Annotated in this window: 26 protein-coding genes; 4 read left to right on the top strand and 22 right to left on the bottom strand. The window is 52.9% G+C overall.

Translation table 11 applies throughout. From position 1 onward, the window contains the following. Window positions 1-128: 128 nt before the first annotated feature. The 3 genes from TH468_RS21520 to TH468_RS19500 are packed head-to-tail and all read left to right on the top strand — an operon-like array spanning window position 129 to window position 1917. A complete protein-coding gene (locus TH468_RS21520; protein ID WP_139190037.1) occupies window positions 129-785 on the top strand; it encodes a hypothetical protein in 657 nt (218 codons plus the stop codon). A gap of 6 nt (window positions 786-791) precedes the next feature. Further along, window positions 792-1475 (top strand): PIN domain-containing protein, encoded by a 684-nt coding sequence (locus TH468_RS19505; protein WP_063095906.1) that lies wholly within the window; start codon window positions 792-794, stop codon window positions 1473-1475. Window positions 1476-1494: 19 nt separating this feature from the next. Next, window positions 1495-1917 (top strand): helix-turn-helix domain-containing protein, encoded by a 423-nt coding sequence (locus TH468_RS19500; RefSeq protein ID WP_063095908.1) that lies wholly within the window; start codon window positions 1495-1497, stop codon window positions 1915-1917. 17 nt (window positions 1918-1934) lie between these two features. Here the strand turns inward: TH468_RS19500 and traI are convergent, their stop codons facing one another. The 14 genes from traI to TH468_RS19435 form a co-directional block, all read right to left on the bottom strand. After that, complete coding sequence (gene traI / locus TH468_RS19495; RefSeq protein WP_063095910.1) at window positions 1935-5093, bottom strand: TraI/MobA(P) family conjugative relaxase; 3159 nt, start codon at window positions 5091-5093, stop codon at window positions 1935-1937. Then, window positions 5090-5449, bottom strand: a complete 360-nt coding sequence (locus TH468_RS19490) for a hypothetical protein (protein WP_063095912.1) — start codon at window positions 5447-5449, stop codon at window positions 5090-5092. The genes traI and TH468_RS19490 overlap by 4 nt, the downstream gene beginning before the upstream one ends. A 72-nt stretch (window positions 5450-5521) precedes the next feature. After that, window positions 5522-8617, bottom strand: coding sequence for a zincin-like metallopeptidase domain-containing protein (locus tag TH468_RS21785; protein WP_065702093.1), 3096 nt, complete (start codon window positions 8615-8617; stop codon window positions 5522-5524). After that, window positions 8610-8849: a hypothetical protein gene (locus TH468_RS19480; protein ID WP_065702092.1), complete on the bottom strand. Its 240-nt coding sequence runs from the start codon at window positions 8847-8849 to the stop codon at window positions 8610-8612. The genes TH468_RS21785 and TH468_RS19480 overlap by 8 nt, the downstream gene beginning before the upstream one ends. Next, window positions 8836-10695, bottom strand: a complete 1860-nt coding sequence (locus tag TH468_RS19475) for a type IV secretory system conjugative DNA transfer family protein (RefSeq protein ID WP_065702091.1) — start codon at window positions 10693-10695, stop codon at window positions 8836-8838. The genes TH468_RS19480 and TH468_RS19475 overlap by 14 nt, the downstream gene beginning before the upstream one ends. After that, window positions 10692-11708 carry an ATPase, T2SS/T4P/T4SS family gene (locus tag TH468_RS19470; RefSeq protein WP_082822691.1) on the bottom strand — a complete coding sequence of 339 codons (1017 nt, stop codon included), beginning with the start codon at window positions 11706-11708 and terminating at the stop codon, window positions 10692-10694. Before TH468_RS19470 ends, TH468_RS19475 begins: the two co-directional genes overlap by 4 nt. Continuing rightward, window positions 11705-13972, bottom strand: a complete 2268-nt coding sequence (locus TH468_RS19465) for a hypothetical protein (RefSeq protein ID WP_063096150.1) — start codon at window positions 13970-13972, stop codon at window positions 11705-11707. The genes TH468_RS19470 and TH468_RS19465 overlap by 4 nt, the downstream gene beginning before the upstream one ends. Before the next feature lie 4 nt (window positions 13973-13976). Further along, window positions 13977-15080 carry a TrbI/VirB10 family protein gene (locus TH468_RS19460; RefSeq protein ID WP_063096152.1) on the bottom strand — a complete coding sequence of 368 codons (1104 nt, stop codon included), beginning with the start codon at window positions 15078-15080 and terminating at the stop codon, window positions 13977-13979. A gap of 4 nt (window positions 15081-15084) precedes the next feature. After that, a complete protein-coding gene (locus TH468_RS19455) occupies window positions 15085-16203 on the bottom strand; it encodes a TrbG/VirB9 family P-type conjugative transfer protein (protein WP_063096154.1) in 1119 nt (372 codons plus the stop codon). Between the two features lie 65 nt (window positions 16204-16268). Next, entirely contained in the window at window positions 16269-17054 is a 786-nt protein-coding gene (locus TH468_RS19450; protein ID WP_063096157.1) for a type IV secretion system protein, read from the bottom strand. Further along, window positions 17042-17215, bottom strand: a complete 174-nt coding sequence (locus tag TH468_RS21780) for a lipoprotein (protein WP_156488006.1) — start codon at window positions 17213-17215, stop codon at window positions 17042-17044. Before TH468_RS21780 ends, TH468_RS19450 begins: the two co-directional genes overlap by 13 nt. Continuing rightward, entirely contained in the window at window positions 17212-17601 is a 390-nt protein-coding gene (locus tag TH468_RS19445) for a hypothetical protein (RefSeq protein ID WP_063096159.1), read from the bottom strand. The genes TH468_RS21780 and TH468_RS19445 overlap by 4 nt, the downstream gene beginning before the upstream one ends. Then, window positions 17601-17918, bottom strand: coding sequence for a hypothetical protein (locus TH468_RS19440; protein ID WP_063096161.1), 318 nt, complete (start codon window positions 17916-17918; stop codon window positions 17601-17603). Before TH468_RS19440 ends, TH468_RS19445 begins: the two co-directional genes overlap by 1 nt. After that, complete coding sequence (locus TH468_RS19435) at window positions 17911-19155, bottom strand: hypothetical protein (RefSeq protein WP_065702089.1); 1245 nt, start codon at window positions 19153-19155, stop codon at window positions 17911-17913. Before TH468_RS19435 ends, TH468_RS19440 begins: the two co-directional genes overlap by 8 nt. Window position 19156: 1 nt before the next feature. Between TH468_RS19435 and TH468_RS19430 the strand changes: the two genes are divergently transcribed. Next, entirely contained in the window at window positions 19157-19930 is a 774-nt protein-coding gene (locus TH468_RS19430) for a hypothetical protein (protein ID WP_065702088.1), read from the top strand. 32 nt (window positions 19931-19962) lie between these two features. On the opposite strand, the gene TH468_RS19425 is transcribed toward TH468_RS19430, so the two are convergent. The 8 genes from TH468_RS19425 to TH468_RS19385 all read right to left on the bottom strand — a co-directional run bounded on the left by TH468_RS19425 (window position 19963) and on the right by TH468_RS19385 (window position 26376). After that, complete coding sequence (locus tag TH468_RS19425) at window positions 19963-20892, bottom strand: hypothetical protein (protein ID WP_071239501.1); 930 nt, start codon at window positions 20890-20892, stop codon at window positions 19963-19965. Further along, a complete protein-coding gene (locus TH468_RS19420; RefSeq protein ID WP_223305181.1) occupies window positions 20874-23225 on the bottom strand; it encodes a VirB4 family type IV secretion system protein in 2352 nt (783 codons plus the stop codon). Before TH468_RS19420 ends, TH468_RS19425 begins: the two co-directional genes overlap by 19 nt. Before the next feature lie 357 nt (window positions 23226-23582). Then, a complete protein-coding gene (locus tag TH468_RS19410) occupies window positions 23583-23927 on the bottom strand; it encodes a hypothetical protein (RefSeq protein WP_063114504.1) in 345 nt (114 codons plus the stop codon). Window positions 23928-23957: 30 nt separating this feature from the next. Beyond that, on the bottom strand, window positions 23958-24395 hold the full coding sequence (locus TH468_RS19405; protein WP_063114503.1) for a hypothetical protein: 438 nt from the start codon (window positions 24393-24395) through the stop codon (window positions 23958-23960). Further along, window positions 24395-25141, bottom strand: coding sequence for a conjugal transfer protein TraL (locus TH468_RS19400; protein WP_065702082.1), 747 nt, complete (start codon window positions 25139-25141; stop codon window positions 24395-24397). Before TH468_RS19400 ends, TH468_RS19405 begins: the two co-directional genes overlap by 1 nt. Further along, window positions 25128-25361 carry a helix-turn-helix transcriptional regulator gene (locus tag TH468_RS19395; protein ID WP_065702081.1) on the bottom strand — a complete coding sequence of 78 codons (234 nt, stop codon included), beginning with the start codon at window positions 25359-25361 and terminating at the stop codon, window positions 25128-25130. Before TH468_RS19395 ends, TH468_RS19400 begins: the two co-directional genes overlap by 14 nt. Then, window positions 25358-26047, bottom strand: coding sequence for a hypothetical protein (locus tag TH468_RS19390; protein WP_065702080.1), 690 nt, complete (start codon window positions 26045-26047; stop codon window positions 25358-25360). The genes TH468_RS19395 and TH468_RS19390 overlap by 4 nt, the downstream gene beginning before the upstream one ends. Then, window positions 26047-26376 carry a hypothetical protein gene (locus TH468_RS19385; protein ID WP_065702079.1) on the bottom strand — a complete coding sequence of 110 codons (330 nt, stop codon included), beginning with the start codon at window positions 26374-26376 and terminating at the stop codon, window positions 26047-26049. The genes TH468_RS19390 and TH468_RS19385 overlap by 1 nt, the downstream gene beginning before the upstream one ends. Window positions 26377-26494 lie beyond the last annotated feature (118 nt).

Below are 26494 nucleotides of genomic sequence, written 5' to 3'. Positions count from 1 at the left end.
AGGAAATCATTCGGAGCAAATGTGGCCGTTTGTTTTGTTGCCAGCGGTATCTTGCCATCTTGAGCGAGGGTTCTGAACCGCTTTCCGCTGTGATCTGTAGGCAACTGAGATATTTCGAAGAGGTAGATGTGGCAGAAAAACTTGAAGTCTTTCAAGACATGGCCATTCACGGGCCAATAGACAAACGGCCCGAACTACGCGAAGGGTTGATAGCAGCGGCAGTCGGTTCTTGGCGAGTGGATTTGAAACGGACGGAAGAGGTGGCGCACAACACCGTCCCTCTCGAGGATGTAGTCCTTTTTCAACGAGATGCCGACAACGACCATCCCGCTGTCGGATTGACTCTATGGGGAACCGAAGACGGCTATTATGTGCCTAACATCGTTCCCTTGGAGAAGGGCAGCCTCAGCTTCGCCCAATACAACGCTTTGCTTAAGGATTTTATCGCACAAATTGCTGAGCCAGTTGCTACCCAATTCGGCTTCACTATCTCGACAACCCAAGACCAGCAAACGCTTGAAGATTGGTTGTCTCTGGAAGCGGCTATAAAGTTGAAACATTTTTCGGGTGCAGCCAACAAGTCGACAAGAGCAAGTCACCCATCAGATCAACGTCGCTGGTTCGACTTTCTTGTCGCCGTTCATCGTGCTGATGACAAACCTGATGCAGATAAACTGGCTCGTTGGCTCCATGAGGTGGATGGTTGGGATCAGGATTCCGCGCATACTCTAGCGGCCGACTTCGAGACCGCTGTCGCTCTTCTTGCATATTACGAAGAGCATTGAAAGGTGATGGACGCGCATGCGATTGCATCTAAGGATGTACCAGTGTTGTGCATCGACACATGCTCTATTCTAGATATCATGCGTGACCCAACGCGTGAAACAGTTAAGCCCCATGATCGGCAAGCCGCCATAGACCTTGTGGTTGCGGCGGAAGCTGGAAATCTCATATGCCTTATGGCAGAACAGGTTGCGATCGAGTTCGCCGTTCACGATCAACCCGTCCAAGAGGAGGCGGAACGTAACCTAAAAAAACTGCAGGAACAGATAGATCGTATCAACAAGCTCTCCACCGTCTTTGGTGCTCCGGGGACCATTGATCTTGCCCATCTCGACGGTCATGTTGGGCGCACGCGTGGTGTTGTAGAAAGATGGCTCACCGAGCTCCAAAAGATAACGCCTGGAAACGGAATCCCGACCAAAGCATTCGCACGGATGAATGCGTGTATCGCTCCAGCAAGGCGCGGTAAAGATTCCTCAAAAGATTGTTTAGTCTACGAGACTTACCTTGAAGCCGTAACATCTCTGCGAAACGCTGGAGTGGTTAAGCCAATAGTGTTCCTATCTTCGAACACCAAAGAGTATCTGACAGAAAATAATATTTTAAGGACTGGGATCGCAGCGGAGTTTAGCAATATCAACCTTAAATATGTGCCAAATATGAGTGCAGCAAAATTCACTCTCGGTTTGTAACCTCCATATCAATGAAACCATGAAACGAAGGCTTGGAAGGTTTGACGGCCCGCACGTAATCGATGTCCATGTTGCAGAACGCATCAAGATGCTGCGCAAGATTTTGGGTGTCAAACAGCAACAATTGGCGGGCCTGTTTGGAATTTCTCCCCAGCAAATCCAGAAATTTGAAGCTGGGCGGGACCGTTACAAAGCCGGACATCTTCAGATGTTGTCGCAAATGTTTGGTGTTGAAATTGACTTCTTTTTTGAAGGCATTCCCGAAGACATAGAAAAAATGTCGCGTTCGGAACGTGACAAACTCAATTCAACCGCGGTCCAAAAATCAGAAATAAAAAATACAGAAGTAATTGAATCAGCCTTCATTGAAGACATTGCTCGATTATCTGAGCAGCAGCTTTTGATGGTGAGTGAAAGATTGTCCAGTTTGAAGGATGTATAGGCGAACATGCGGTTTCATTAGATCCCTCTCGTATGATCTTTTTGCCGCTTCCGAGTTGTGTCATCACCATCAACTCCAGCAGTCTTAAGAGCGTTTTTAACTGCGTCTATCTTTCCGGTTTTCAATATATCCCCGAAGGACATCTTATTGCGTTTTTTGTCCTGATCAGACAGAGGAGGGGAGAGCAAATCGGCGTCGATGGCGATTGCTGCTTTCTTCGCATGTACCATTGGCTTGTTTTCGACGGCCATGTGCGCATCCATAGCGGCAATGACAATCTTCCGATCGGGATTAAATCTGCGTAGAGTTTTTCCGACGGCTGCAAGATTTTCCGATTTCACTGACCAGACAACTGGCTTGTTCGTCAGACGGTTTAGCTCAATGGCGCTGATCAGGTCATCTGCTATCAGAATGGGGTCGTCAGGATCTTTTGATATCCGTTCCCCGATAACATGATGCAGACCTTTATCGCTACCCGTGCCGACCAAAGTTTCAACGGATCCGCTTTCATTGACGCGATAAACGGCTGCAAGGCGGTTTCCGCCGTCTCTGAGAGGGATAAGGACATTTCCTGCATCATCCACTCGAAAACCAGCCCACGCCTTCTCTGTGCCCATATCGCTCCGGGCAGAAACAACCCTCTTGTCTGGGCGGGACGCTTGCTGCCATGCAAGCCACCCATCATCGCCAACCAGGACGGCCATTTCATTACGCAAAGCGGTCATTGATGGCACTGTTTCAGGATCTGGTCGAACTTCCGCTTTCCAGATATTCCGGTGAGTTGTAACCGTGCGGCTCTGAAGGTTGCCCTGATCATCGCGATATTTTTCAACGACCTCGACTTTCTTCTTTTCGGCGATATCAAGCGTGATCCAGTCGCCCGTTCTTGCACCGGAGCTATTGACAGCAACGGCAATATCAACGCCCCAAACGTAACGTTCAGTTCCGTCCTGATCCTGCAGCTTTACAAATTCGGATTCCGATTTGTCAGGGTCAAAGTTGAAATGTGCACGACCCGTATCCATCAGACGGGCAGCAGATCGGGACGGTTCATGCAACGCATATTCCTTGAACGTTTCCGCACGTGCCGGCCGAACGATCTGAGCGGTAAATTTGTCGGCCGCTACCATCTCCCCGGGCAATTCCTCTTTACCCAGGGCAAGAACGATATTTGCTTCACTGTACCGTATGCGGACCTGTTCAAGGGCAGCATGCCAGTCGTCAGGTGTTTCAGGCACGACAACAGGGCAACGTGTTGCTCGATGGATGGCCGCTGCATCGGCATAGTCCCGTGGAATGATGACGGTATCCTTTTCATCTCGCCATGCAGGATCGATCACATGAGAGAGCGCAATATTGTCAACCGGATCAATGAGGGTTCTTTGCTTTCCTTTTTGATCGATCAGAATGACGTTTTCCAAACGGCCGGAACGGTCTTTGAGGGGGACGGCGACCTCACCATCAGGCGTAACTTTAACGCCGTAGCCTCGAATGCCGGCAGATTTAAGCCAGGATGAATTGCCGGGGGTCGCCCATTCCGGGCAGGCATCCCAGACGAGAAATGCCTCGTCCCCTGTGGCACGGGAAAAGGCACGGCGAATTTCCGTTTGATCGTCCTGGCTCGGCATCTGCACATAACCGGTACCAGGTAACTTTGCTTCGGACTTTCCTGCGACAACCGGTTTGATCAATGGACTGGATTTGCGATAGCGTTTTATCACCGACTGCAGCTCGCGAGGATCTGCGACAATCACGACGGGGCGTCGGGTTGCATCATGAATCTTTACCGCATCGGCATAATCGGCCGTGAAGATCACCGGCCCGGAATTGATCTGTTTTCTGGTGTCGATGATGTGTGTCAGCCCGCGTGCCTTGATATTGCCGATCGACATCCTTTTCTGGCCCGGGGCATATATGCGGACAGCCAGCATAAAACCGTTCTCGTCCTTGAAGGGTACAAGAAGGTTGCCGGCATCATCCAGTCGGCATCCCCGACCAGTTGAGCGAGTATCTGCCAGCCAGTTTAAGGATTTTGCATCGGCCCACTTTCCAGCTTCACGCCACGCGGCAAGGGCAGGGGCTGCGAGTTTGGAAACCGGTATCGGTCGATCATCGCCAAATACCAAATGTATGAATTCCTGTTGGGCGATGAGGAACACCATCGCGAGCGGATCGCGATAGGCTTCACTGAGCAGAAACAGCTTCCAGTTTGAAATCGTGCGAGACAGAAGCGTACTGCGACGATGAAGAGGTTGCTGAATATTCAGATATCGCCGCCAAAGAGGCGACATGCGCGGATGCCGCATTGTCGGCCGACGCTTGTAGCGTCGTTTTGGGTGCGTAGGGAGGGCGGGTTTATTATCTGTTTCTTTGACCGGGGGAACAAAATCGCCGAGCTTCTTTTCCAAGGCGGATTTGCTCATGTCACGATCGAGCGCCGAGGCCTTCATGCCCTGACCATCTGGACCGACCAGAACGAAACCGTTACCGCGCTTTTTTAGCTCGATGTCGTGTTCGGCAAGAATTCTGTGCAGATCCTGCCAGGCTTCAGCGCCGTTGATTTTTTCAAGCAGATCCTCGCGATGTTGAAGAACATGGTTCTGGAAGCTTTCCTGCCATGTTTGCGCCTCGTAATCGCGAGCTGAAGGCGACAGTTTTGGACCCTGTTTTTCTCTCTGGGCCATGCCCCGGTCGATAAAGAGGCCATATTGCTTTTCCAGTTTTCGGGAGACCCGATCAAGGATTTTGAAATCCCGAAACGGATTGATGACCTGAAGCGTGCGGGGATGGATCTTGTTAAAGGCAATATGCATGTGGAAATTGTCGGTATTGATATGCGTACCGGCCACATATTGATGTTCAGCAAAGCCGAGGCCATCGGCATAAGCAGAAGCAATATCCTTCAGATACTGTTCGGAAAGCCGATCTTTCTCGCCCGGCCGGAAAGAAACCATCATGTGATACGATTTGTCCGTGACTTCGGGTTTCATCAAGCGGACGGCATAGACTTCGCGCAAGGCCAGTTCAAGATCGTCCAGCGTCTCGCCGGCGCCACAGTTCTCAATCCAGAACTTGTCCAGTTTTTCCCCGGGTTCCTTGGCTGCCGCGATGTATTCGGCCAGTTCTTTGTAGTTATCGGGAATATCGGGTCTTTTAGGGATTTTCTTGGCGATCATTTCGCACCGCGTGCGATCGTGCGATCGATCTTGCGCACCACATCCTTCAACTCGTCCTGGGTGGATTTGATGGTGGCGGCCAAGTCATCGTATTTGCGCAAGAGATCGGCGCTTAACGGTTCATCAAGTGCCAGCTTCAGAAGGTTCCCGAGACGGGCGAGGTCAGCATTGATCTGAAGCATATCAAGGATCGCTTGGGCGGCTTCAAAATCCCGGGCATTGGGGAGAGGTGAATTCATAAGAAGCCGTCGAAACAGTTCCGATCGGCTCAATTTAAGTTGTGCCGAGAGTTCCTTCAAACGGGAGAATTCCGTTTCGTTTAAATAGGTTTCCACCTTGATCCGGTCGGTAGCCAAAATCCAGTATCCGCAAACATGAATGACAGAAGAATACTGTCGGCGACCGGAAGGCCGCCGACACAAGGATTATCAAACAGACATCTGGTTTGACTGGTTCTTTTGCTTTTTTGGCGAGATCTGCATTGATCGACTACGACTGGTTGAAATACCCAGATCGGAAAGCTGTTGCCGGATCTCGCGACGGAACAAATCGAAGCCGCGGGCAACATGCACATCGTTATGGTCGGTTAATCCCTGCAGTTGTTCATCTGCAGTAAGGGAAGGTTTGAGGATCTGCGCGTTTGATCGCTCGGCAGCCCGTTTGGCCGCTTCCAGTCCCGGATTGTGGCCGACTTTCTCAACTTTCAGGGGGTCGTCATCGGCTGCAATAACGATTGACCGGTCAGGATTTTGATTGCGCATGGTTTCGGCGATGACCGGAAGATTGCCGCCATCAAAGGCGACAACAGTGGTAAACCCGGTTGCTGTATGCAGGCTTTTTGCCGTCGCATAGCCTTCTGCGATAATCAGCGGAGTGTCTTTTTTGCCCGGAATGATATGCATCAGGCCAGATTTACGGCCATCCTTCAGGTAACGTTTTGTTCCGTCCGGAGCAATGGTCTGAATGTTCTCGATGAAACCCTTCTCGTTGGTCATAGGCACGATCAGATTGCCAGATCGGTCAACACGAAGAGTTTCCCCGGATACCTGTTTTTTCCTGAGATAAGGATGATCGCTGGTCGCCTCGATGGCGTTCATGAAGGTTCCGTAGGCACGTTTGGCAACCTGCTGATACTGGAACTTCAGTTCCTGGGCCTGTTCGGCTTTTCTTGCCGCCGATTGGGCTTTGATGCGTTCCAGTTCTTCCGGATCGATCCTGGTGCCCGTCGCCACCCACTTAACCGGCTCGGATGCTTTTTTGAAATTCATGATCTGGCCGGCCGGAATACCCTCAATAAAGCCGCGATAACTGCCGCTGGTTTGACCCTTCGCATCGCCAGCAACGGCAACGCGGTGCCATTTTCCGTCCATGCTTGGCAGGCCTTCGATCATCAGCCCCTCTTTGCGGCAGGCATCGGCAAATTCCTGCTGCGGATCAATCTTGGTCTGGTTCTCTGCAACCTTCTGCTGCCATTTGGCAAACGGCTTCATGTCGGTGCCTTCGCTGACGTACCATGATTTTTCCCGACGGTCCCATTTGGCACCAAGGCTTTTCGCCTCATTTTTTTCCCTGAATGGGACACTCAGATACGTTTTCTTTTGCAGCTCAGTATTTAGGGTCTGTTCAATGGGGGTATTCGCCATAAGACGAGCCTCCTCTTTCTTTCGCTGCCAGCGACCCAATACAGCCTTTATGGATTCTTCCGCTTCAACTTTTGGAATGATTAGGGGTTCAACATCAGATTGTCTCTTTTGAGCCATCATGGAGTTGTGTAACTTCTCCAATTCTGGAGTTATGTAAGTATGACGGTGGTTGGAGCCATCATTGTACCAGTCGTTTCCTATAAGCGTATGTTCTGTGCCGTTTAGGACAGCGTTCAGAGAGTCCGCCCCCCTACCGTGCCGAGCCACAAACTCATTCAACGCAGCATCAAAACTCTTGTAGTTTTTGGGTTCCTTCCTCCATTCTTCAATCTGGTATACTAGACCTTCTTTGAGTTGACGATTTTCGATATCGAGCGGCCTCGCTAGACGTTTCAGGAACTCGTCATTGCGCTGATCCGCAGAGACATACCAGTCTGGTACCGGAACAGAGGACTTGGCCCCGGGGCCGTCCAAATCCCACAGGGCGGATACCAACTCGCGATGAAGTGGGGATGCTGAAGCTTCCGATTGCATCTGTTCCAGCACTTTTTCCCGGTGAGATGAACCATTTAACCGGCGCTCGGATGATGCGGCATAGTGGGCTACCCAATCGATTTTGCCGAATTGTTCAGCCAGGTGGGCAAATTCGGCAAATTCTTCAGCGTAACCTGGTACTGTCTCGGCGACGCTGTGCCAGTTGGCTCGCTCAGAAGATTGTCCGAGGAAACGAATAAGATGATCCGTAGACAGGTCTGTTGCTTTCAGTCGTTCCTTGAGCTGATCCGCACTCAGCAATTCCTTGTCATTTCGTGAGCCAGAGAGCACCAACGCATCTTGCAGCTCCATCGCCCAAAGGGTTGGATGGGCATGAGGATATTTTTCAAACATGCCATCAACGGCCTGCTGTCGTCTCGCAGCTTCCCTTTCACCGTAAGACGCGCCGAGCGACATTGCTTGTTCTTCAGCCATTTCCTGTCGTTGTTCTTTGACTGGGGTAAGGGAGAGGCGCTTTTCTGGCTCCATGATCCATGTGCGAATGTTTTCTGCATCGCGGGCCGCCTGAAACAGGATGTTGCGATCCTCTTTGATCGCGGCCATCCAGCTTTTCACGTAGGGGGCATGGCGTTCCGGGTAATGTCCGAGGCCCAATTCCGTTGTCAGCATGAAACTGGCGATTTCTGCCCGGAGTTCTTCGCGGGCATAGGTTTCAGACCCGAACGGCCCGAACTCCCGGGCCATGCGAGATTGATGGCCCGTCGAATGTCCGCCTTCATGTAACGCTGTGGCGTAATATTCGTACTGCCCCTTGAACCAGCCTTTAGGCGGCATGTGGATTTCATCGCTACCTGGTTGATAAAAGGCGCGATCTCGCTGATCATGGTGGATCGGCACTCCCAACTGAGAAAGTGCCTGTTCGGCCCGTTCCACCGGGTTGAAATCGGGTTCCATGCCGACATAGGGAGCCAAACCATCAATCTGCGTGCCATTGAAAACGACAGCGTGAAAGACCTTCGGTCGATCCAACTTGAATTCGCGATACCGTTGTTTGCCCTCAGGATCGAGAACAGGATTGCCAGCATCATCTTTAATCGGCTGGCGCTCAGACCACTGCCAGTATTCGATCTGAGTACCTTTCTCCCCTTTACGCACCTGATAGCCATTGGCTTGTGCCTGGCGATATGTCACCCAACGCGGATCTGCATAACCACGAGATTCAAGCCAGATCTGATTGATGCCGCGATAGGCTTTGCCGGTGGAGGGATTAAAGGAAGGCTCGCGGACTTTCCCGGGTTCCCATGGCTTTTGCCAGGGGGCTGTACCGCGTTCCATTTGTTCAATAAGGGATTCAACGACCTGATCGCGAAAGTTCGGTTTAGCCATGACCCTTTACCTCCTCGATCGCAGTTGGATCTTCGCCGTCGAAATGGCTGTCGAGGGCATCGTCAAGGGACAGCGCCTGTTCATTGATCGCACCCATCGCTTCGGCGACATCCGGATCGACAGAAACCGGGCCTAGACCGCTTGCGGCCGAAACCGCGAGGGATGCGAGCTTGAGAAATTCGTTGTCGGTCACACGGGCATTTGCGCCCGTATTTTGTTCAGGCTGCTTCATGGGATTTCTCCATCATTGGCGAACTGTTCTGATTGACGGGATGTGGATGCATTTCAGGGGGCGGCATCTGCGAACGCCGGTTCAGCTCTTTATCAAGGAAATAAAGGCTCTGTGTTCCGTGGATTGGCGGCGAGCCGGCCACGAAAATAAGCGCATCACCTGGACGAGGCTTTTTGCCCTCCGTATCGATTACCGGCAGGCGCATGCATTCATCAGGTGTCAGGAGCGGACGGGACGTTTCCTGGATGTTGTCGGAGTTCGACCCGACAAACTGTCCGGACTTTCCGGATTGCGAACGACGTTTCTGAACGATTGTCGCCCGGCCGGTCATTTCCGAGATCAGCTTCGCTGTTTCCAGCTTGTTCGGGGTGAAGGCAATCCGCACCTTGGAGTTTGCCATCAGGGATTCATCCTTGCCGTAGCATTTATGAAGCTGCTCGACATTCTGGAAGATCATGTATGCCCGGATGCCGTAGCCAGCCATGAAGGCCAAGGACTCTTCGAGGATTTCCATCTTTCCCCATGCGGCCAGCTCGTCGAGCATGAGAAGCAATGGATGCTTGAAGCTGGCCGCAAGACTTTCTGTTTGGCGACGCAGGAAGAGGTTCAACATGATCCGGATCAATGGGCGCAAACGGTCTTTGTCGGACGGACTGACAACCAGAAAGAGTGCCATCGGCCGGTCGCCATTCATCAGATCGGAAAGCCGGAAATCGCTTACGGCGGTGTTTCTCGCAACGATCGGATCGGCAAAAACCGTCAACTGCGTTTTAGCGTTGGAATGAACGCCTGAACGTTCTTGCGGAGCCTTGATCGCCATGCTGTTTGCGCCACGACGGACTTCCTTGTTCACGTGCGCGAGGCCGTGGTCGTAATCGGCCATCGCTTCGAGGATCTTCACAAAGTTGTCCTGGGCCGACATCTGATCGTCGGGAGCTTCTTCAGAAGCCCCTTCGCGGGCGGCTTCAATCGCATCGACCGGTGGTTTCACTGTCGAAATACCGGAAAGAAACGTGTTCACATCGTCAAAACAGGCGATGCGTTTTTCTTCCTTTTTGATCTTATAGAGAACATGCAGAAGGACGACCGAGAGCCAGCCAAAGCCCTCTTCGCGCCAGTAGTTACCGGCCATGCCTTTGCCGTCCGGATCAATGATCATCGCTGCGATATTCTGGCAATCCGCAATATCGCGTTCCGTCTCAATGCGGACTTCTGCCAGAGGATTGAATCTTGACGATCCGCTGATTGCGGCCGGTTCGAACTTCTCCACACGGATGCCGAAGAACTTCAGCCATCCGGAGGTTTTCATGAAGTTCTCGCCTTTGATGTCCAGGGTAAGGCTGGAATGCACCCAGGTGAGCAGGGTGGCGATAATCAGCGAGACGCCTTTACCGGTACGGGTCGCTGCCCAAACCAGAACATGTTCGGGGCCCTTATGTCGGAGGACGCGGATCTTGCCGCGCCAGTTGCGAACCGCCCCGACAATGACGGAATCACCGTCTTTGCGAAACAGGCGGGCTTTGCGGATGTCCTTCATGGTCGCCCATCTGGCCGAGCCATGCAGTTCGTTTCCTCTACGCGAGCCGGCAACGGTATCGTTTCTGGCCTTGGACATGAGAACGCCAACTACGATCATCAGCAGCACGCCGCCGACGGCCGTATAAAATGCCGGATAGAGCATTTCTTTAGGCAAACCGGCCGGGTGAATAGCTGCAGCTCCGAGCCATTTCCACCATGCCGGGTTTCTTGGGTCGAAACCGACCTCGAAATGCCAGAGGCCGATAACGCCGGCAATCATGCCAAGAAGGATGACGACAAGGATAAAGTGACCGAGGCGCTGGCTCATGCCGCCCTCCCGTCTTTGAGGATGAAATTGTCGTTTCGCGGCTGCCAGATATCGGTAATGCGCCGGAAGCCGTCCTTATCGCGTTTGATCTGGACAACCAGATCAACCATTTCCGTCAGGAATTCGGGGATACGATCCATCTTCATACCGGCCCAGGCGATGTTCTGATCGAACTTCCGGTGGATCGCGTGTTTGGGATTGGTCGAATGGATCGTGAAGCTGACACCGGTTGCGCCGGCATTGAGTGTTCCGAGAACGGCAAAGGCATTTTTGGTGCTGATTTCCCCGAACGGGACACGATCCGGGGTAATGCGGTTGACGTGATCGAACAGAACACGCCAGTCAACCATGCCACTATTGCTATCGCTTTCACGCGCTGCGAGCAGGCCGTTGCCGTCCCAGAAACGATCGAGGAACAGTTCCATCGTGTCCTCAAGCGCAATAACGCGGACATAATCCTCTACTGACGACAGCAAAAGATTGAGCAGGGTGGTTTTGCCGGTATTGGTGCCTCCAGAAATGGCGATGTTCCATCCCTTAATCATCGCTTCGATCAGCAGATCCTTGATCTCGCTTTCGCACTTGATATTTAAGCGCTCCATGGCGTCATCAAGGAAATCGCGATTTCCTTTCCGGGTTGCCGCGATCAACTGTTCCCATGTCGGTGTGAAGGGGTGTTTACAGCGAATTGCGAGGCTCAGGCCTGATCGGACGGAGGGTCCGACCAGGCATTCAAAGCGATGCCCTTCATCGAGTGCGGTTGAAAGGATCGGGTTGGTATCGGCATTGAAATTAAGTCCGCGCCCATTCGAGAGACTTTTGCACAGCTTCTCGATGGCGGACTGCGTCAGTTCCGGATCATCGATCAGCTGCTTACCTTCACCGCGCCGGTCGACGACAATCTTGCCCGGCCCATTGAGCCGGACTTCGATCGTTCTAGGGTCGTCATAGTATTTCGCGAGCGGTGCGACGATGCGCTTGTAGATCGGATTGATTGGAAAGATGGCGTTCACCGGACCCACCCCCATCCATTTCGGCAGGCCATTTTTAGAGTGTTGTTGTGAGGCGGGTAAGACCAGTTATGGCTGCCAAGGGAGAGGTAGCGCCAATAGCCCCTTTGTCCGGAAGGAGGGCCTGCAATCGCTGCGTAAGAGTTTGGACTTGCTTGACAGGTGGCTGTCGCAGTGTCGCCAATCTGCGTGCCATCTTCACGCACCAGCTTCTTTGTGCCAACAGCACTTGACCAAGTGCAGTGATTCGACGCCGCCTGAGTCCATGGACTATCATCACTTCCCTGAGTGCCGCCTGCAATACTTATCCCGCAGTAGTTTGTGTTCGTGTATACGCCGGGATTTTGCCAGTACCATTGAGTTACATCACTCCAGGTGACCTCAAGATTACACTTGTCTCCAAGATTTAAAGGCGTTGCGTCACCTACAATGACTTTATGGGTTGTATCGTCCGGACGTTTATAGGTCTCGACTTCGTCACGCTCGTCGAAGCGGGTACATTCTTCGTAGAATGTTTCACCATTTACTGCGGGACCTTTGCCTACATAGGAGTAGGGGATCTGGGGATCACCGGGCAAGACCTGCGAGGTCAGCACGTTGTATCGACCAGTCAGGGTCTCTACGCCCTCAATATAAACCGTGACGAGGCGATATGCGAAAAGCTTGTCGTCATGTCGCTGATAGCCCGTGATTTCCTGCTGATGCAAATAGATAACACCGTTATCCTGGCACTCCGTCACCGGTTCCTGTTTGCCATCAAGCAGATAATAGAAACGTTCTTGGCCGATGCTCTGGCTGGCGCTGATATTGTGCGTCCATTTGGACGGATCCTCGCAGCCTGCCGTGGTTGACTGGATATCCTTGGCAGAAGTGTCCGGCGTGCAAGGCGTGCGATACAGTTCGAAGCCGTTGACATTGATCATCACCCGGCTTTGCAGCGTTACCTTACCGGTGTCTCGATTGATGATCGGTTCGCAGACCTGATCGCCATTGGCAGTCTTGTAAATCGTGCTGTGCGGATATTCTTCGTCGTTATCTTGGCAGGAGGTGTCCCAATCCTGACCATCCAGCGTGTAGATATATTTCGAACGGCCATAGGACTTGTTTGCTAAGAAGTCATCGCGAATGTCGCAGCCTTCGGTGGTTTCGACCAACGGCACAGGCTCTACTTCAATTGAAGCTGCACAATCGGCAACCGGAACGACTTTGCCGTTATGGTTGGTGTAAACCAGCTTGCCTTGCGGCACAGCCTGAAGGTTGACGTAATCGAGATAGACATTGCAGGCATTGCGATCTTCAACAATGTCATAGATTTTTTCAGCGTCCGGCTGGCAGTCCCCGATTTCCTTACGATTGCCGCCGCCGTCCGTGTAATAATACATGAACTGCGCGGTCGCTTTCATCGTCTCGGTATTTTCGTCGTAAGGGCAAACGGCGTAAGATTGGTTGATCTTGAACCGCTCTGAACCATCGGCGCACTCACCGTATTCTGGTGTGCCGTCAGTCGTCGTTACGACGCGGGTTTGCTGGATCGCCTGAAGCTGGTCGAGATCTGTGCGGATCTTGCATCCATCCGTCGTGATGTTCGAGCTGATGACGGGTTCCTTGCCGACATCCAACGCGCTAGGAGTGCTGTATCCAGAAGCATCCGGATTGGAACCGGCATTGCTGCCGACACTGCCTGAAGACGCGCCAACACCGGAATCAGCAATCTCTTCCTCTTTTTCCTCCTTTTCTTCCTCTTCCTGCAGGGATGCGAGGCGTTCGAGAGCTGCTTTGAGTTCCGCCTGATTACCCTCAACCGAAATTGGCAAGGAGGGATCAAGCGAGGGCTGTTCAATATCGAACTGCGCAACAAAGTTGTCGGAGTTGAGTGCCTCGACACGACTGTTCTTCTCGACACTCGAAAGCACCAGCTGACCGATCTTCATATCGTCAACTGAAACAAACCGTGCATAGGCGTTCGCAGTTACGCCTTCAGTAAGGTTTTTGGAAACACCTGGAACATCGACAAGCCCGAGATCAAGCGCGACCGGTTCATTTTCCGGAAGTTCCGTGACCTGTTTGGTTCTGGTGATGATTTTCACCTTTTGAACCAGGGCATCCATGTCGCTGCCGGCTTCATTGGTCCCGGGCTGATCGACAGGGGTGGCGACTGCAACTGCAGTTTCCGAATTGTTGTCATCAATCGACTGCGCCACCTGTGCGGATGCCGGCAGAACCAGACATGACGACAACAAAAGCAAAGCTAACAATTTGCTTTTCATGACGTTACTCCACTTCTTGGATGTACCAGTCCGTTGCCGGACGGATTTGAAGGCGTGTGCCTTGGGGAATGGTGATGATCGGTTTGAGATCGAGGCTTTTCTCAAGCATGTCGGCAGTGATCTCACCGAACTTGTTGGAGAGTTCTTCGGATGCTTTTTCGGCGGCCGCGGTCGCGACTTCTCCATCGGCATCTTCTGTTTTTGTGCTTGCGGCGGCATATCGGACAGCCGTGGAAATACCGGTCAAAAGGAAGGCATTTCCGTAACGCTGCCAAAACCTGTTATCGACTTCGCCAGCGACACCAAGCCAGCCCTGCTGGTTTGTCACGTTTGAGCCGATATTGAGGATTTCCGCCCGATGACCTGCCATCAGGATACGTTCGCAGTTAATGCCGATCTGGCTGCTGCCCATATCTTCCGGTGCCATGAAGGTGCAGACCAGCCGTGAGCCTTTGGGAACAAGGTTCATGCGGCCGTGATAGCCGAAGACATCGCGTGTGGTTTGCAGAATGACCGATCCCGGTTCACCGGCACCAACCTGTGTATTGATACCGGTTTCCAACTGAACGGGAATGTATCGATCCTGAGTAATTTTCCGGGTGTTATCCACGGGCAGGGTCGAGGTTTTGCGGGCTCCGCCATAATCTTCAGGGGGCGTATCGAGCTTTTTGAGATCGAGCGGATCAGGCGCAGGAGCGGGTATTTCAGGCATTTTGCCAACGAGCGGACTGCTTGATGATCCTGTATCTGTCCAGGCCGCAAATGTTGGGACATTGCCGGCATAAACTGGCCGTGCCCATGCTGCCTCCAACGCCAGCCGATAGGGATCGGGTGCGGGTGGAGCAGGAGCGGCAACCGGTTCAGGTTCGGGCTCCGGTTCCGGAGCAGGCGGCGGGGCCGGTGGAGCAGGCGGTGCTTCCTGCCGTATGATAACAGGAGGAAAGCGCGGCGCTGCCGGTTCCGGGGCTGGTGGCGGCGGTGCAGGCAATGCCCACGCGCTTTCGTCATCTGGTGGTAATGTTGGTGCCGGCACAGTATCTACCGGTTCGGCACAGGCTCCGCCAAAGGTCAGTCCGACAATGAGGGCGATATCGCAAAAGGCGCTCATGCCTTTATGCCCCCATATATTCAATGCACATGAATTTGAACCCGCTCTTGAGCGTGATCAGTTTCTGTGTGCTTTCAACGATGAAGGTCTGGCCCTGGACACGTGTGTTGACCAGTTCGTCAAATTCATCGACCACCACATAGGCCGTCGGTAGTTCCAGATCCTTCCACTTGTCGCCGAACTTGATGTAAGTGAATTCATCGTCTCTGAAGACCGTAACCGGTTCCAGTTCCTCATCGCCCCAGAGATTGTATTGCCCCCATCCGCGAAGATTGTCTGGATTGAACTTGGCTTCGGCAACAAAGTCGCCTTCAGGCGTTCCCGGGTTGGTGTTGACGAGCCCATCAATGGCATCTTCGACCTGAGACGAAGCGGGCAGATCCATCTTCGGAACTGAAGCAGTATTTTTACCATACTTATTTGGTACTTTTTCGGTATCTGTGTCGTTTCCCATCGGCACTTCGAGCGGTGTGTCGATTTGCACCGATCCGGCGATCCTGACGACAAGATCGGGAATGTTGTGGGAGTTCACGCCTTCGGCACGGAGATAGAACGGATAAACCCGGCCGGATTGTCCATAGACGACAAGCGACGTGTCATATCCATAGCTTGCGGGTCTGACGGCAAGCCTTCTGTCACCCCGGCGCTCGATGGACCAGCTCACTTTATCGCCGATATCGGTGCGGTCGATTTTCTCGCCACGCGGCAATTCAAGGATAGTGACGACATATTCGCGGGTGCGAACCTTATAGGTGCAGTCCTCGCACAGATCCGTCACATAGACGGCATCGCCATCTTCGGCATAATCCCATGCTTCCTGAACTTGCCCTGATGTGCGCGGCCGGATCAAAGGACCGAAATTGCCTTCAGCCTGATCCCGAGCCTGATCCACGATTGATTGCGGGACCGGCATCGCACGCTGGCCTGTTTGAGAAACGTTATTGCTGCCTGCTGTCGTCGTGCCGACGTTACTCTCAGAGAAAGGTGCCTGATTTGGCATTGGCGGCCGACCGGATGGCGTTTGCGCACTGGCCGAATGAATGACAAACAGAACGACATACCCGAGAAAGAGCAGGGTACCGATGACATGAATGGTGATACGGAGGGCTTTCGGGAGCCTCATGGAACATCCCCTTAATGCTTCTGAGTTGCCTGAAAAATCGGGTTTGCGACGGGTGGATACGTTCATCATGAACTCCCCCTGGTTCGCAAAATCATGTCCGTGACAGTGACCCCGAAAGGATTGATGTACTTGTTTTCGAGCGTGACGGTTTTGGGGCTTGTGACCATCGAGAGGTATGCCCGCAAATGAACTGGCTCGCCGATCTGGCGGCCGTCTCGTCGGTCAATGCGCGTGAAGTCGATCGCAAACTTGTAATCGCCTGTCAGGCTTGCGACCTTGTTTGAGCTTTCGATGATGATTTCCCGATCAAGCCCGTCTTTGATGGCATCGGCGATTTTCCCGCTTTTGATCCATTCATCATGGAAATTTTGCCATTCGGAACGCTCTGTCATGCGGGAGATTTCCTGCATGCGCTCTTTCTGTGTAACCGGATCGATCTCAAGGCGGGCTTTGACATACCGCCGTGCCTTGCCTTCCAGCTCCACGTCAAAGGCATTGACGTCTTCGACAACCGGCTTGATCTGGAAGCGAACAACGTCTTCGTTCGCCGGAATGATCCAGAACGGTACCTTTTCCTTAAGAGGGACCATTTCGGCGATAACGCTCACCAGAACGACGATCGATGCCAGCTGCGCGATATTCATGCCGGCCGACATCCGAAGCATCCAGGCAAGCCGCCTGTGCGCTGCCTGAAATGAAAACGGATCGGAAGCGACGGCCATTCCGTGCCGGCCATTGGTGGCAGGAATGATCTGGCCCGCTTTCTTGTCGGCTACCTGGTTGTTTTTCTGTTCGAGATATGCGGCCCTTCTGTCGCGTATATTCTCAAGCAGCTTGCCTAACCAACCCATTCAAAGCCTCCGCTGTTGAAAGGGATCGGTTCGCAAACGCAGGGGCTTTTTTTCATTTCATCGGTGCCGGTGCCCTCTTTGGGCATCTCGACTTCTTTGCCGGTGACAGCACAGCCGGTGAGGAGAACGACAGCGGAAAAAACAATGATCAGACGTTTCATTTGCTTTCTCCTTCGATAGAGGGGAAAGCAGATCGAGCTACAGCTATTTTTTCGGGGTGCTTCGAGGCTTTAGCTGAAAAAGGAAATCTGCCAAAGATGGCGGCAAATGTGCCAGTATACATGACCCATAAACCGGTCAGAATGGGCGCAAACTTGAGAGCTCCACTCTGTAAGGCCTCTGGCGTGGCTGCTGCCAAAATCTCGAAGGCGGAGATAGCTTCATTCGGTGTGAAACAGATCAAAAACAGAAAACCGCCACCGATGAAGAAACAGATAAATACCAGATAGGAGGTACCCATCCTCAAAATAAAACCCAGACAATGCGCGATTTCGGGGAGGATGGAATGACGCACATTTTTGAGCAGAGCTTTCTTATCCAAATTCATCATTTGGCACCTATGTCGTTGGTTTTGTCAGGGGATGAGGCGACGCCGGATTTCCCGGGCAGGATCGCAAGAAGAAATCGAATGCCGGTCCAGATGCAGGCCGCAAAGAACAGGAGAAGAAGCGCCTGCCTCGTGAGTTGCGCCTGATCGCGAATTTCAAGTTTGAAGAAGGCTTTGAAGAAATTCAGTGTCGCTTCCGGCTCCGCCAAGAGGCTCAAAAGCGCCAGATAAATCAGGATCAAGCCCAAACGCTTCAAACTGGAATGAAGGGATTTCGCCAGCTGCGATGCCAAGGCGAAAAGGTCGGTCTTATCCACGGTCTACCCCTCCTCTGCGAAGGGCATCCATGTATTTCCCCATGTCGCCCATCGACGAAACATTGCGCAAATCACCGAAGAAAGATGATTTGGCGTCGCCCATCATGTTCGGATTGTTCCGGCTGGCCTGCATCGCGTCGGACCAGTTGCTTGCGCCACCCTCAAGCTTGTCTGTGAATTTCATTGCGGCCTGAGCTGCAGGCGGCAGAAACGGTTTGACCTTTTTGGCAAGGCCGAATGCAGCGCCCATTGTTCCGCCGACAATCGCGGCGGCTGCAGTGTTGGTGAATTGCGATTGTGCGATTGAGTTGGCGATCGCCGTGGCTTCGGTGACGAAAATGATCCCCATGTATCCGACCAGCACAGCGGTAAAGCCCGCGCTAGTGAAAAAGGTTCCCATTGTGATGCCATCGACTTTGGACATGTCGATCACTGAAACCGAGAACAGGCAAAAACCGATCGCGATCGTAGCGCCATAGAGCACCATGCCGGCCGCCATCAGAGCTTTGAGACTTGCCCAGACCATGCCCCGCGCCCAGCCAAAACCAACGGCAAGCAATAGGAACGGGGACATTCCGGACAAAACCATCACCCGGAAAAGTGTGACCAGAACCTGACTGAGATAGACAAGGATCAGAATGAGCCAGACCAGCATGATCAAGAGCCCCGCGAGCGGTCCTGTCAGATTGCCCAGCGAGAAGGACATATAGATTTCCTTGCCCATATCCATGACAGCAAGGAAACCGTTTTCGGTCGCATACAGGAGGCGAACAATCCCGAGATATTCGTCGCCAACTTCCTTATCGTTTTCAGTTTTATATGTCTGGATAACCTTGCTGGCTGCATTTGGTGAAGTCAGCTTAAAGAGGGAGGTATTGTTACCTTCGCCCTTTAAGGGGATCGAACTATCGCCACCCGTATTCCGAGCTGCATCCATGACCAGAGACGATGCACCACTGATGGTATTGATACCGGTTTTATAAACCTGCGTTACCACTCCAGACTGGCCTGCAAGTAAACCGCCTGCTAGAATCACAAAGAACAACTCATGACCGAAATTGATCAGATCGAGCTTGCCCATGACGATTTTCAGACCGGATATCGAAACCCATAAACCGGTGACAGCCGCAAAGATCACAAGCATTGAGGGGTTCAGTGCTTCGGCCAAGCCGATCACGAACATTTCGGAGTTCTGGGCGAAAGTCAGGGCGATTGTGCAGGTCGGACAACTATCCATTTTGGCCCTCCTGATTTTGGGAGGAGGAGCAGCAAATGCGGGTCCCCTGCCGCTTGACGAGAGATCGAGACCGAATGGTCCTGACCGGTTTTTTGACTATGATCGGGCTGTTGGGTTCTGGACCGAAGTTGAGACTCTGCCTGCCTTGGAAAAGGCTTGGGAACGTTGCGAAAACAATGAAGCTTTCGCGTACTGGAATAATGTCTGGTTGATTGAGCGTGGGAGACACCAGTCCTGGGTGCTGAAAAAGCGTGCCAATGGACAAGAAGCTGTTTGGACGGCTTGGGAGAAGCGCCATGCCAACTTTGTGTATGACTACGTTCTCGAACACTACGATCCAGAAGGTATGGCGCTGGTCAAAGGTGATCTTGAGACCGTAAAATATTGTCACGATCTTCTTCGCACCTATGAAACTTGGCATTACACATACAAAGCAGCAAAGAGAAACCCTGCTCACGGAGCCGGAGTTTATGAATACGAATACAGCAACATTTCCGAACCGTTTAACGATTGGGATCGTCACTGCTTTCACATGAGAGGGCCTAAAGGCATTAACAAAGACGAATGTAACGATCTGCCCGACTGGCGCACACCGGAAGAGGTTGCAAAATATGATGCAGGGTTGGTGAACAACCAGATCGCCAGAGCGAAAACGGCACGGCAAACCGAGGAACAGCGTGCGACAAGCCGCAAAGTGGTCGAGGATTATCTCGCAAGCCACGGTGACAGCCTGTCGGAAGCTGACCGTGACGCACTCAAGGCCGCCATCGAATAAATGCAGTGAACCCGTTTTGATCGGAAGGGGCATCATTCTTCTGACCCTTCCGGTTCGTTGCCTGCTGCATTCTCGCCACCGGACATCGCTTCGTCCCATGTCGCATGCTGTGGCATGAATTTCATCAGCATGGCCGCCTGAATGCGCAGAAGCTGTGCGTTTTGCTGCTGGATGGCGGTCTGCTGGCGACTTTGATGCAGCAAGATCTTGTTCATCGTCGCAATGCGCTCGTTTACGTCTTCTGCAGCTTCGGCCTGAGCTTCCAGTTCGTCGGCGGTTTTCTGGTTATCCTCTACCTGGGCAATGACCTGATCGGATTGAGCCAATCCGGTATTGATGGCTTCAAAGACAACCGCGTTCTGGCGCTGGATAACCTGTTCGCGCGCAGTATCGCGGGCACGGATATAGGCCCTGTTTGCTTCAGGTGAAGCATCGGGATTTTTCCAGTCTGCCGGACCACTGCCGCCCCAACTTCCGCCATCGGGTACAGACCAGTCTTCAGGGCCGTTCCCTTCATCGAAAGTCCAGCTATCCGGGTCGTTGGGATCGAACCAAAGGGCTTCGCGATAAAAGGCACGACGGGCGCAAATGCTCTCCCAATCAAGCTCGTCGAGGCTCAAGCCGGGCATCAGGCCACTCAGATCCGGAAGGAGGCACCTGGCATCTTTGGAAATCTGTTGGGCAAGTCGGGCAAGGTTGACAATCGGCATGGTGACACGCCCCATCTTGCCGATCGCATTTACCTGGTCCTGAGCCGTTCGCGACAGCTTGCCCAGGATCTCCGTTTGCTCCATTAACTGATCAAGCTGCTTCTGCAGGCTGTTGAACTGTTCGGTGAGCTTGGCAAAGGACGTCGCGTCGAAAACCGGATATGTCGCAAGTGCCACGGATGGCACAAATATCAAGGTTACAGCAACGACCAGAGACTGAAGGTGGGAGCGGGTTAAAGGTGGCTTGGCCATGCATCCCCCCATTTCTGTTTGAGAGCCGCAAGCTCGGCATTGGCCTGTGGGCCGCTCTTGTAAAATCGGCGGGACTTGCCGAGTGGCGTCAGATCCACATCTGCGATGACGCTTTCCTCGTATCCCGTGGTCTCGTCGCGTTTGATAATCAGGACACGCCTGTCATTTTTCCTGCGGCTACGTGTGCGACCCTGAACAAAGAGCATTTGCTCGGCGTTCAAGTTGAAGGGACGCAAGCTTTCTTCCGTGACCTTCGAATTCGGGAAGAAGATGAAAACGGCCGTGTTTTCAATAATTGCTTCGTAACCCTCGGACTTTGTGAGGGCTGCCGGGTCCTGGAAGATCATGCCGCAAATACCGCCAAGCTTACGGTATTCACGCCACATCACCTCACTTAGGTTTCTGAAGCCGAGGTTTTGGCGCAGTCTGGCCGCTTCCTCGATGGTCATCACAAACCCGTCATCCCGGCCGGCAACCGACTTTGCAATCGCTTGGGAAATGTGCGCCACAACCGGCCCGCCAAGGGACGGATCGGCCAAAGCCTCGTTCATGTTGAGGCCGACCATGTGGGACTGGTTCAGAACACCACCGAGGCTGTCCCGAGGAGCGTTGAAAATATGACTGCGAAGGCCCTTGTTGCCCTTGTCGTCAACAACCCATTGGGCAAAAGCTTCGCGTAGGGCCGAACGACGGGCGAATGCGTAAGGGTAGATGGCATTGATCGTTCGTTCAGGCGGCTCAAGCTCAAAGGTCAATTCAACGGCATGATCAAGATCTCGGATGTCTTCCTTGTCGAGATCGATACCTGCAATCGACTTGAGAATAAGCCTTATACGTTCCCTGTTTCCGGGGGTGTCTTCGCCGACATCCAGCGGGTTCAGAGCAAGGCCGTCATAGGCCTGATAAAGCCCACCCATTGCCTCAATCATATATCTAGAACCTTCCTGTGAATCGAACAGGTAGGAACGGACATTCGGGAACTTTGCCAGCCCGCCAAGCAGATGCATCATCAGAGTGGATTTGCCACTGCCGGCCGGAGCAAAAACCAGAAAGTTGCCGAGCGTGAGCGGCTTGTTCACGACATGGAACTGGAATGCATAGGTTTGGCCGCTAGGGGTGGCAAACCAGCGAACGGGGGCAGGGCCAAGCGGGCTTTCCAGCATACCGGTTGCGGAATGCGGGAAGGCCCATATCGCTGCAATATTCTGATCGCGAAGATCAAGACTTGCCATCATCCGCCCGCCCGGGGGCAGCAAGCCACCCTTACCCGGTTTGGGCAGGCGGAAGAACCAGCAGGCAGGCGCACCGGCTGTCTGGATGGAATAACCGATACGCTGATCACCGAGAATGACGGCAATTTGTTGGATCAGAAGATCGAGCGCTTCTGCCGTTTCGGCGCGTGCAATAATACAGAATTGCGAGGCAAACAGTCCGACATTGCCCGACGCGAGATACTTGAGAAGGGCGTCTGTTTCCTTCGCTGCCGCCGGGTTACCGAACCACGTGCTTTCTTCAGATTTTTGCCGACGCTTGAAAAACATTGTGGCCTGATCGCGTCCCCAGGGCTCGCAGACCTGACTGATTTCAATGTCACCCTCCAAGGTCAGGATTTCTCCCATGAACCGGGCAGAGATCTGTTCGGGCCAATGGGTGACCGTGATGATCTTCTGGAATTTTTGCTGCGGAACATTCGTCGTTATTGTGCCGCTAATTTTGTCAAACGAGATATCGGAGGCGGGTAAACCTCCCGATATATTGCGGCTGGCAGACGGCAGGTCGTGCCGGTATTCCCCGCAGACCAGACCGTTCAGGAAACCGGTCAGCGGGCAGGCTTCGTCATTAGTTTCGGCTTTGCGCAGAACCGAAGGACGATAGGGGGCGAGCAATGCATCTATCTTTTCTTCGGCTTCACTAAGCGGGCGCATTTCCGAAGCAGAGAGCATCAGGTACCAGTCGATAAAATAACTGGCCTTGAACCGTTCGGCCTCAGCTGTTCCGATCTCGTCTAAAACAGCGTTGGGCCATGTTGCCTGATTGCTAATTTGGCGCTGGCGTTTGACGCCAATGAAGCGGATAGCAACACCGGTTTTGCCGAGCTCCATAATCAGATCAGAACGACCATGCATCATCGTGTTCTGCTCGACATCAATCCGAGCGTCGTAGCTGGTGCCTTCGATGTGCCATACCCGCGAAACGGAACCGTCCTTGTTCCGGATGGTCACATCGTCAATCTGATCGATGCAATCGAGTTCAAGCTCATCCTGTAACCAGTCTTGCTGCAGGTCGCCGAGCATCAGTTTGCGGGCAGCCGGTACGGCAAGACCAGCACCCATCAAAGATATCATTCCGGTGGAGATTACCTCGGGTCAAATCATTCTGACTGACCTCCGGCAGACAGGATAGAGAGTTTCCCTTTGCGTTTGACCCAGTATCGCGGGGCAAGAAGAAGCTGCTTGTCAAAGAATGGATCGTTACGATAACGACGAACGAGAATAAGCCAGCTGCCAACGATCCCGATTGCTCCACATGGGATTGCAAGCACCAGAGATCGGGCGATCAAGGGTATTACAAGTGCTGAAACTCCAAACGTGGCCGAGACGAAGAGCAACCTTAAAGGAAGGCCTGCGATGGTCATTTCGTGCTGAATGTGGGTCTGGACGAGGCTTGCGGCTTTCATTGCTACCTCGCGACTATTCGATGAATGATAGAAGACCGTCGGCCATCAAAGGGCCGGCGACTGCGATAATTCCGCCAATCACGCGGATAAATGCTTGTTTGGGGTCCATTTGACCTGTGAGTGCCCCCCAGCCGCCCCAAAACATTAGGCCCAAGCCGAGCATTACAGCGACAATCGCCCCGACACCTTCTGAAATCAGGTTCAGCCCGTCGACGATCCAGCTGTACCACTTCTTGTCGGAGCCACCTGCGCCACCCTCACCACCAAGATCGACGCCTTGGGCGAGAGCCTGTTCTGCAAGCATGATGGAGAGCAGAACATTGCTGGTGACAGCTCCGATGAATGATTTGATTTTCATTAGATCCTCGTCTGTATTTGAATTCGTCAATTAGCGAGCGGCCGCAAAAAGCAGACCGACGTTGAAAACGACGGCAATCAGGTTCACGGCAGTGATTATCGATAGGTACAGAAGGTTTTTCCTGAACTTGCCCGTAGCGCGATCCGCCTGACGGGCGGCCTCGTTCATGGCTTCAACACGCTCGCGAACGACATCGCCAATTGCCTCATTTTTGAAGGTCTTGATCGAAATATCGACATCGCGCGTGAAGGTGTCGGCAGCGGCTTGTACTGCTTCGGCCAGAGCTCGACGTTCCCGTTCGTTATACCGCTCTTGCTGATCAAGCCCGACACGCAGCATTGTGAAAACCAGCAGGATCGGATCGTCTTCTCCGACCGTGACCCCATGCTGCTTCCACAGAAATGTGCGAAGTTCATCGATTGTCTCGATGCTATTTGGAAGCGGCGGCATATCGTCGAGAGCAGACATCAGAGCATCGCCTCTTCCATGATGTTGAAGAGGGTGCCCCACGTTGTTCTGAGGCGCTGCTTTTGCATGATCTTGAAGTCAGGAGACGCAATAGCTTCCTCGAAAGACAACCGCGCCTGTGTCATCTGTTTGATGTCAAAGCCGTAGGTGGATTGGCGGAGTTCGGGAAGCCGGACTAGACTGTGGTAACGGTCCTTGTTTTTCTTAAAGAGGGCCGTTTGTTCGAAGCCTTCGGGCTCCATACCCGGGCGGTTTCTTTCCACCCGGCCGTAGACGAATTCATTGATCCAGACGACTACGGCAACGTCAGGAAGGTGAACCAGCACCTCCGCCAGTCCCCGTAACGTGTCATCCAGTGCTTGCCCGCCCACCAGCACACAATGCAGCCGGACTTCGTGACCGGCTTCACGCAACATTGAAAGAACCTGTGATTCCAGAAGGTAGGATAGAAGCGGCAGGAATGTGCTGGCACCATTATCGATATTGGCGGCAGCGTTTTCGGGAAGTGCTACGATGTCTTCGATCAAATAATCGAAATAGCGCGGGTTGATTTCGTCGTCCCGATCGCCAAGCTTTACAGCTTTCACCGGAAAGGCTTTATAACCGGCAAGCGTCTGATTGACCGGGTCAGTATCGAAACCCTGAGCCTCAATCTGGCGCTTGGCGTAATACTGCATCAACAGGCTGTTGATGAAGGACTTGCCGACGCCACCCTTGCCCTGAAGAGTGATGTTAATCAACGCCATCAGCGATAACTCCGTCTGAAATGATGATTTTGATACCGAGCGAACTGGCGAGTTTGAAAAGCTTCGCACCTTCAAGTTCCCCGGTACCGTTTTCGAAATTGCGATAGGTTCTTTCAGACACACCAATCAGGCTGGCGGTCTTGATCTGAGACATGCCAAGCGCTTTGCGCTGTTCATGGATACGACGATGGAAAGCGAGATAATCGGCTTGCCAGTTCATTCGACCTCCATCGGCCGAACCGGCTCTACCAGTCTTTCGAACTGATCAATTGGTAACGGGAGATCGGGGAGATCGAACTCTTCAATCTCTCCGTATGCCGGAAACGATATCTGGGGAGGCGTTTCAACAAGCACACTTTCGACCAACCACTGGGCGAGAAGCACACCAATAAAACTTCCAAGAACACAGCCGATAAAACGTGTAAGGAAGGGCGGCCAGCCAGTTTCGCCAGCAGGCAATCTCGGGGCGCTTATTTCTGCACCGGAGTGTTCGGGGTTCTCATGCGGCCAAGGTTGTTCAATCTTGCCTGACGCGAAAGCTGCCAAATGAACATTCGCTTGTGCAAGTTCCTCAAGAAGCTGAAGCAGCAGCCCAAGAGCCCACCCATCACGAATTCGGTCGTCTGCTATCTTCTCCCATTCATCCGGGCAGAATGGGTAATTCAGCGATACATGAAGGTAAGCCAGTGAACGTGCCAGAGCGTCACGCTGTTCTTCATTAAGATCAAGCGTTTCGCCACCGATAACGAATTGCAGACCGATATCTCTTGCGCTCTCGGCAAGGCGGTGAAGCGTTCGTTTGGTGATGTTGAACTGGTGAAATTGAGAAATCGCCGATATCAGGGCAGGATCGACAATGTCGACAGCTATCCGGTGTTCGGCATTCGCACTGCTTTGAGAGGTCATCAATTTGCACCCGCCCCTGACTCTTGGTCATCTTCAAAGGCTGGTGAAGATTGAACTTTCTTTCCCGTCGTTTCCGCATAGTCGCAGACTAGGCTGTCAGTGCGAGGATCCAACGTGAGTTCGTCAGATTGCAGGACAAGCGGCTTCTTTCGCTGAACCGTGATGACGCGGCACGTGATCAGACCGGCAGGCAATTGCGGATTGGGCTCAAACATCAATCCGTTGCGACCAGACGGCCATTTTTCAACATCATATACCAGCCACCCTGCAAACGCAGATGGGCTCCCCAATATGACTGCGAACAATCCTGCTACGACTAGGCGTTTCATTGACTTCCCCTAAATTTCTGTCCTTGACGCCTTAGGCCCGACCCGGTCTTCAAACCGGGTAACGGGCGGAGGCGTTGGGGCGTTTATGGCTCACCAGACCGCACCCGAAGCACGGAGG

The organism is Thalassospira sp. MCCC 1A03138 (assembly GCF_002115785.1).
Taxonomy (GTDB): Bacteria; Pseudomonadota; Alphaproteobacteria; order Rhodospirillales; family Thalassospiraceae; genus Thalassospira.
Note: the sequence above shows the minus strand (reverse complement) of the source record. Positions and strands in the feature narration are given on the sequence as shown.

Excerpts from the sequence above, each read along its gene's own strand:
- TH468_RS19450 (WP_063096157.1), bottom strand. The coding sequence starts at position 17,054 with ATGGGTTGGTTAGGCAAGCTGCTTGAGAATATACGCGACAGAAGGGCC.
- TH468_RS19390 (WP_065702080.1), bottom strand. The coding sequence starts at position 26,047 with ATGACCTCTCAAAGCAGTGCGAATGCCGAACACCGGATAGCTGTCGAC.
- TH468_RS19395 (WP_065702081.1), bottom strand. The coding sequence starts at position 25,361 with ATGAACTGGCAAGCCGATTATCTCGCTTTCCATCGTCGTATCCATGAA.
- TH468_RS19460 (WP_063096152.1), bottom strand. The coding sequence starts at position 15,080 with ATGAGCGCCTTTTGCGATATCGCCCTCATTGTCGGACTGACCTTTGGC.
- TH468_RS19500 (WP_063095908.1), top strand. The coding sequence starts at position 1,495 with ATGAAACGAAGGCTTGGAAGGTTTGACGGCCCGCACGTAATCGATGTC.
- TH468_RS19455 (WP_063096154.1), bottom strand. The coding sequence starts at position 16,203 with ATGAGGCTCCCGAAAGCCCTCCGTATCACCATTCATGTCATCGGTACC.
- TH468_RS19410 (WP_063114504.1), bottom strand. The coding sequence starts at position 23,927 with ATGAAAATCAAATCATTCATCGGAGCTGTCACCAGCAATGTTCTGCTC.
- TH468_RS19400 (WP_065702082.1), bottom strand. The coding sequence starts at position 25,141 with ATGGCGTTGATTAACATCACTCTTCAGGGCAAGGGTGGCGTCGGCAAG.
- TH468_RS19505 (WP_063095906.1), top strand. The coding sequence starts at position 792 with ATGGACGCGCATGCGATTGCATCTAAGGATGTACCAGTGTTGTGCATC.
- TH468_RS19405 (WP_063114503.1), bottom strand. The coding sequence starts at position 24,395 with ATGTCTGCTCTCGACGATATGCCGCCGCTTCCAAATAGCATCGAGACA.
- TH468_RS19435 (WP_065702089.1), bottom strand. The coding sequence starts at position 19,155 with ATGGATAGTTGTCCGACCTGCACAATCGCCCTGACTTTCGCCCAGAAC.
- TH468_RS19480 (WP_065702092.1), bottom strand. The coding sequence starts at position 8,849 with ATGAAGCAGCCTGAACAAAATACGGGCGCAAATGCCCGTGTGACCGAC.
- TH468_RS19465 (WP_063096150.1), bottom strand. The coding sequence starts at position 13,972 with ATGAAAAGCAAATTGTTAGCTTTGCTTTTGTTGTCGTCATGTCTGGTT.
- TH468_RS19420 (WP_223305181.1), bottom strand. The coding sequence starts at position 23,225 with ATGGGTGCTGGTCTTGCCGTACCGGCTGCCCGCAAACTGATGCTCGGC.
- TH468_RS21785 (WP_065702093.1), bottom strand. The coding sequence starts at position 8,617 with ATGGCTAAACCGAACTTTCGCGATCAGGTCGTTGAATCCCTTATTGAA.
- TH468_RS19385 (WP_065702079.1), bottom strand. The coding sequence starts at position 26,376 with ATGAAACGCCTAGTCGTAGCAGGATTGTTCGCAGTCATATTGGGGAGC.
- traI (WP_063095910.1), bottom strand. The coding sequence starts at position 5,093 with ATGATCGCCAAGAAAATCCCTAAAAGACCCGATATTCCCGATAACTAC.
- TH468_RS19475 (WP_065702091.1), bottom strand. The coding sequence starts at position 10,695 with ATGAGCCAGCGCCTCGGTCACTTTATCCTTGTCGTCATCCTTCTTGGC.
- TH468_RS19425 (WP_071239501.1), bottom strand. The coding sequence starts at position 20,892 with ATGGCCAAGCCACCTTTAACCCGCTCCCACCTTCAGTCTCTGGTCGTT.
- TH468_RS21780 (WP_156488006.1), bottom strand. The coding sequence starts at position 17,215 with ATGAAACGTCTGATCATTGTTTTTTCCGCTGTCGTTCTCCTCACCGGC.
- TH468_RS19445 (WP_063096159.1), bottom strand. The coding sequence starts at position 17,601 with ATGAATTTGGATAAGAAAGCTCTGCTCAAAAATGTGCGTCATTCCATC.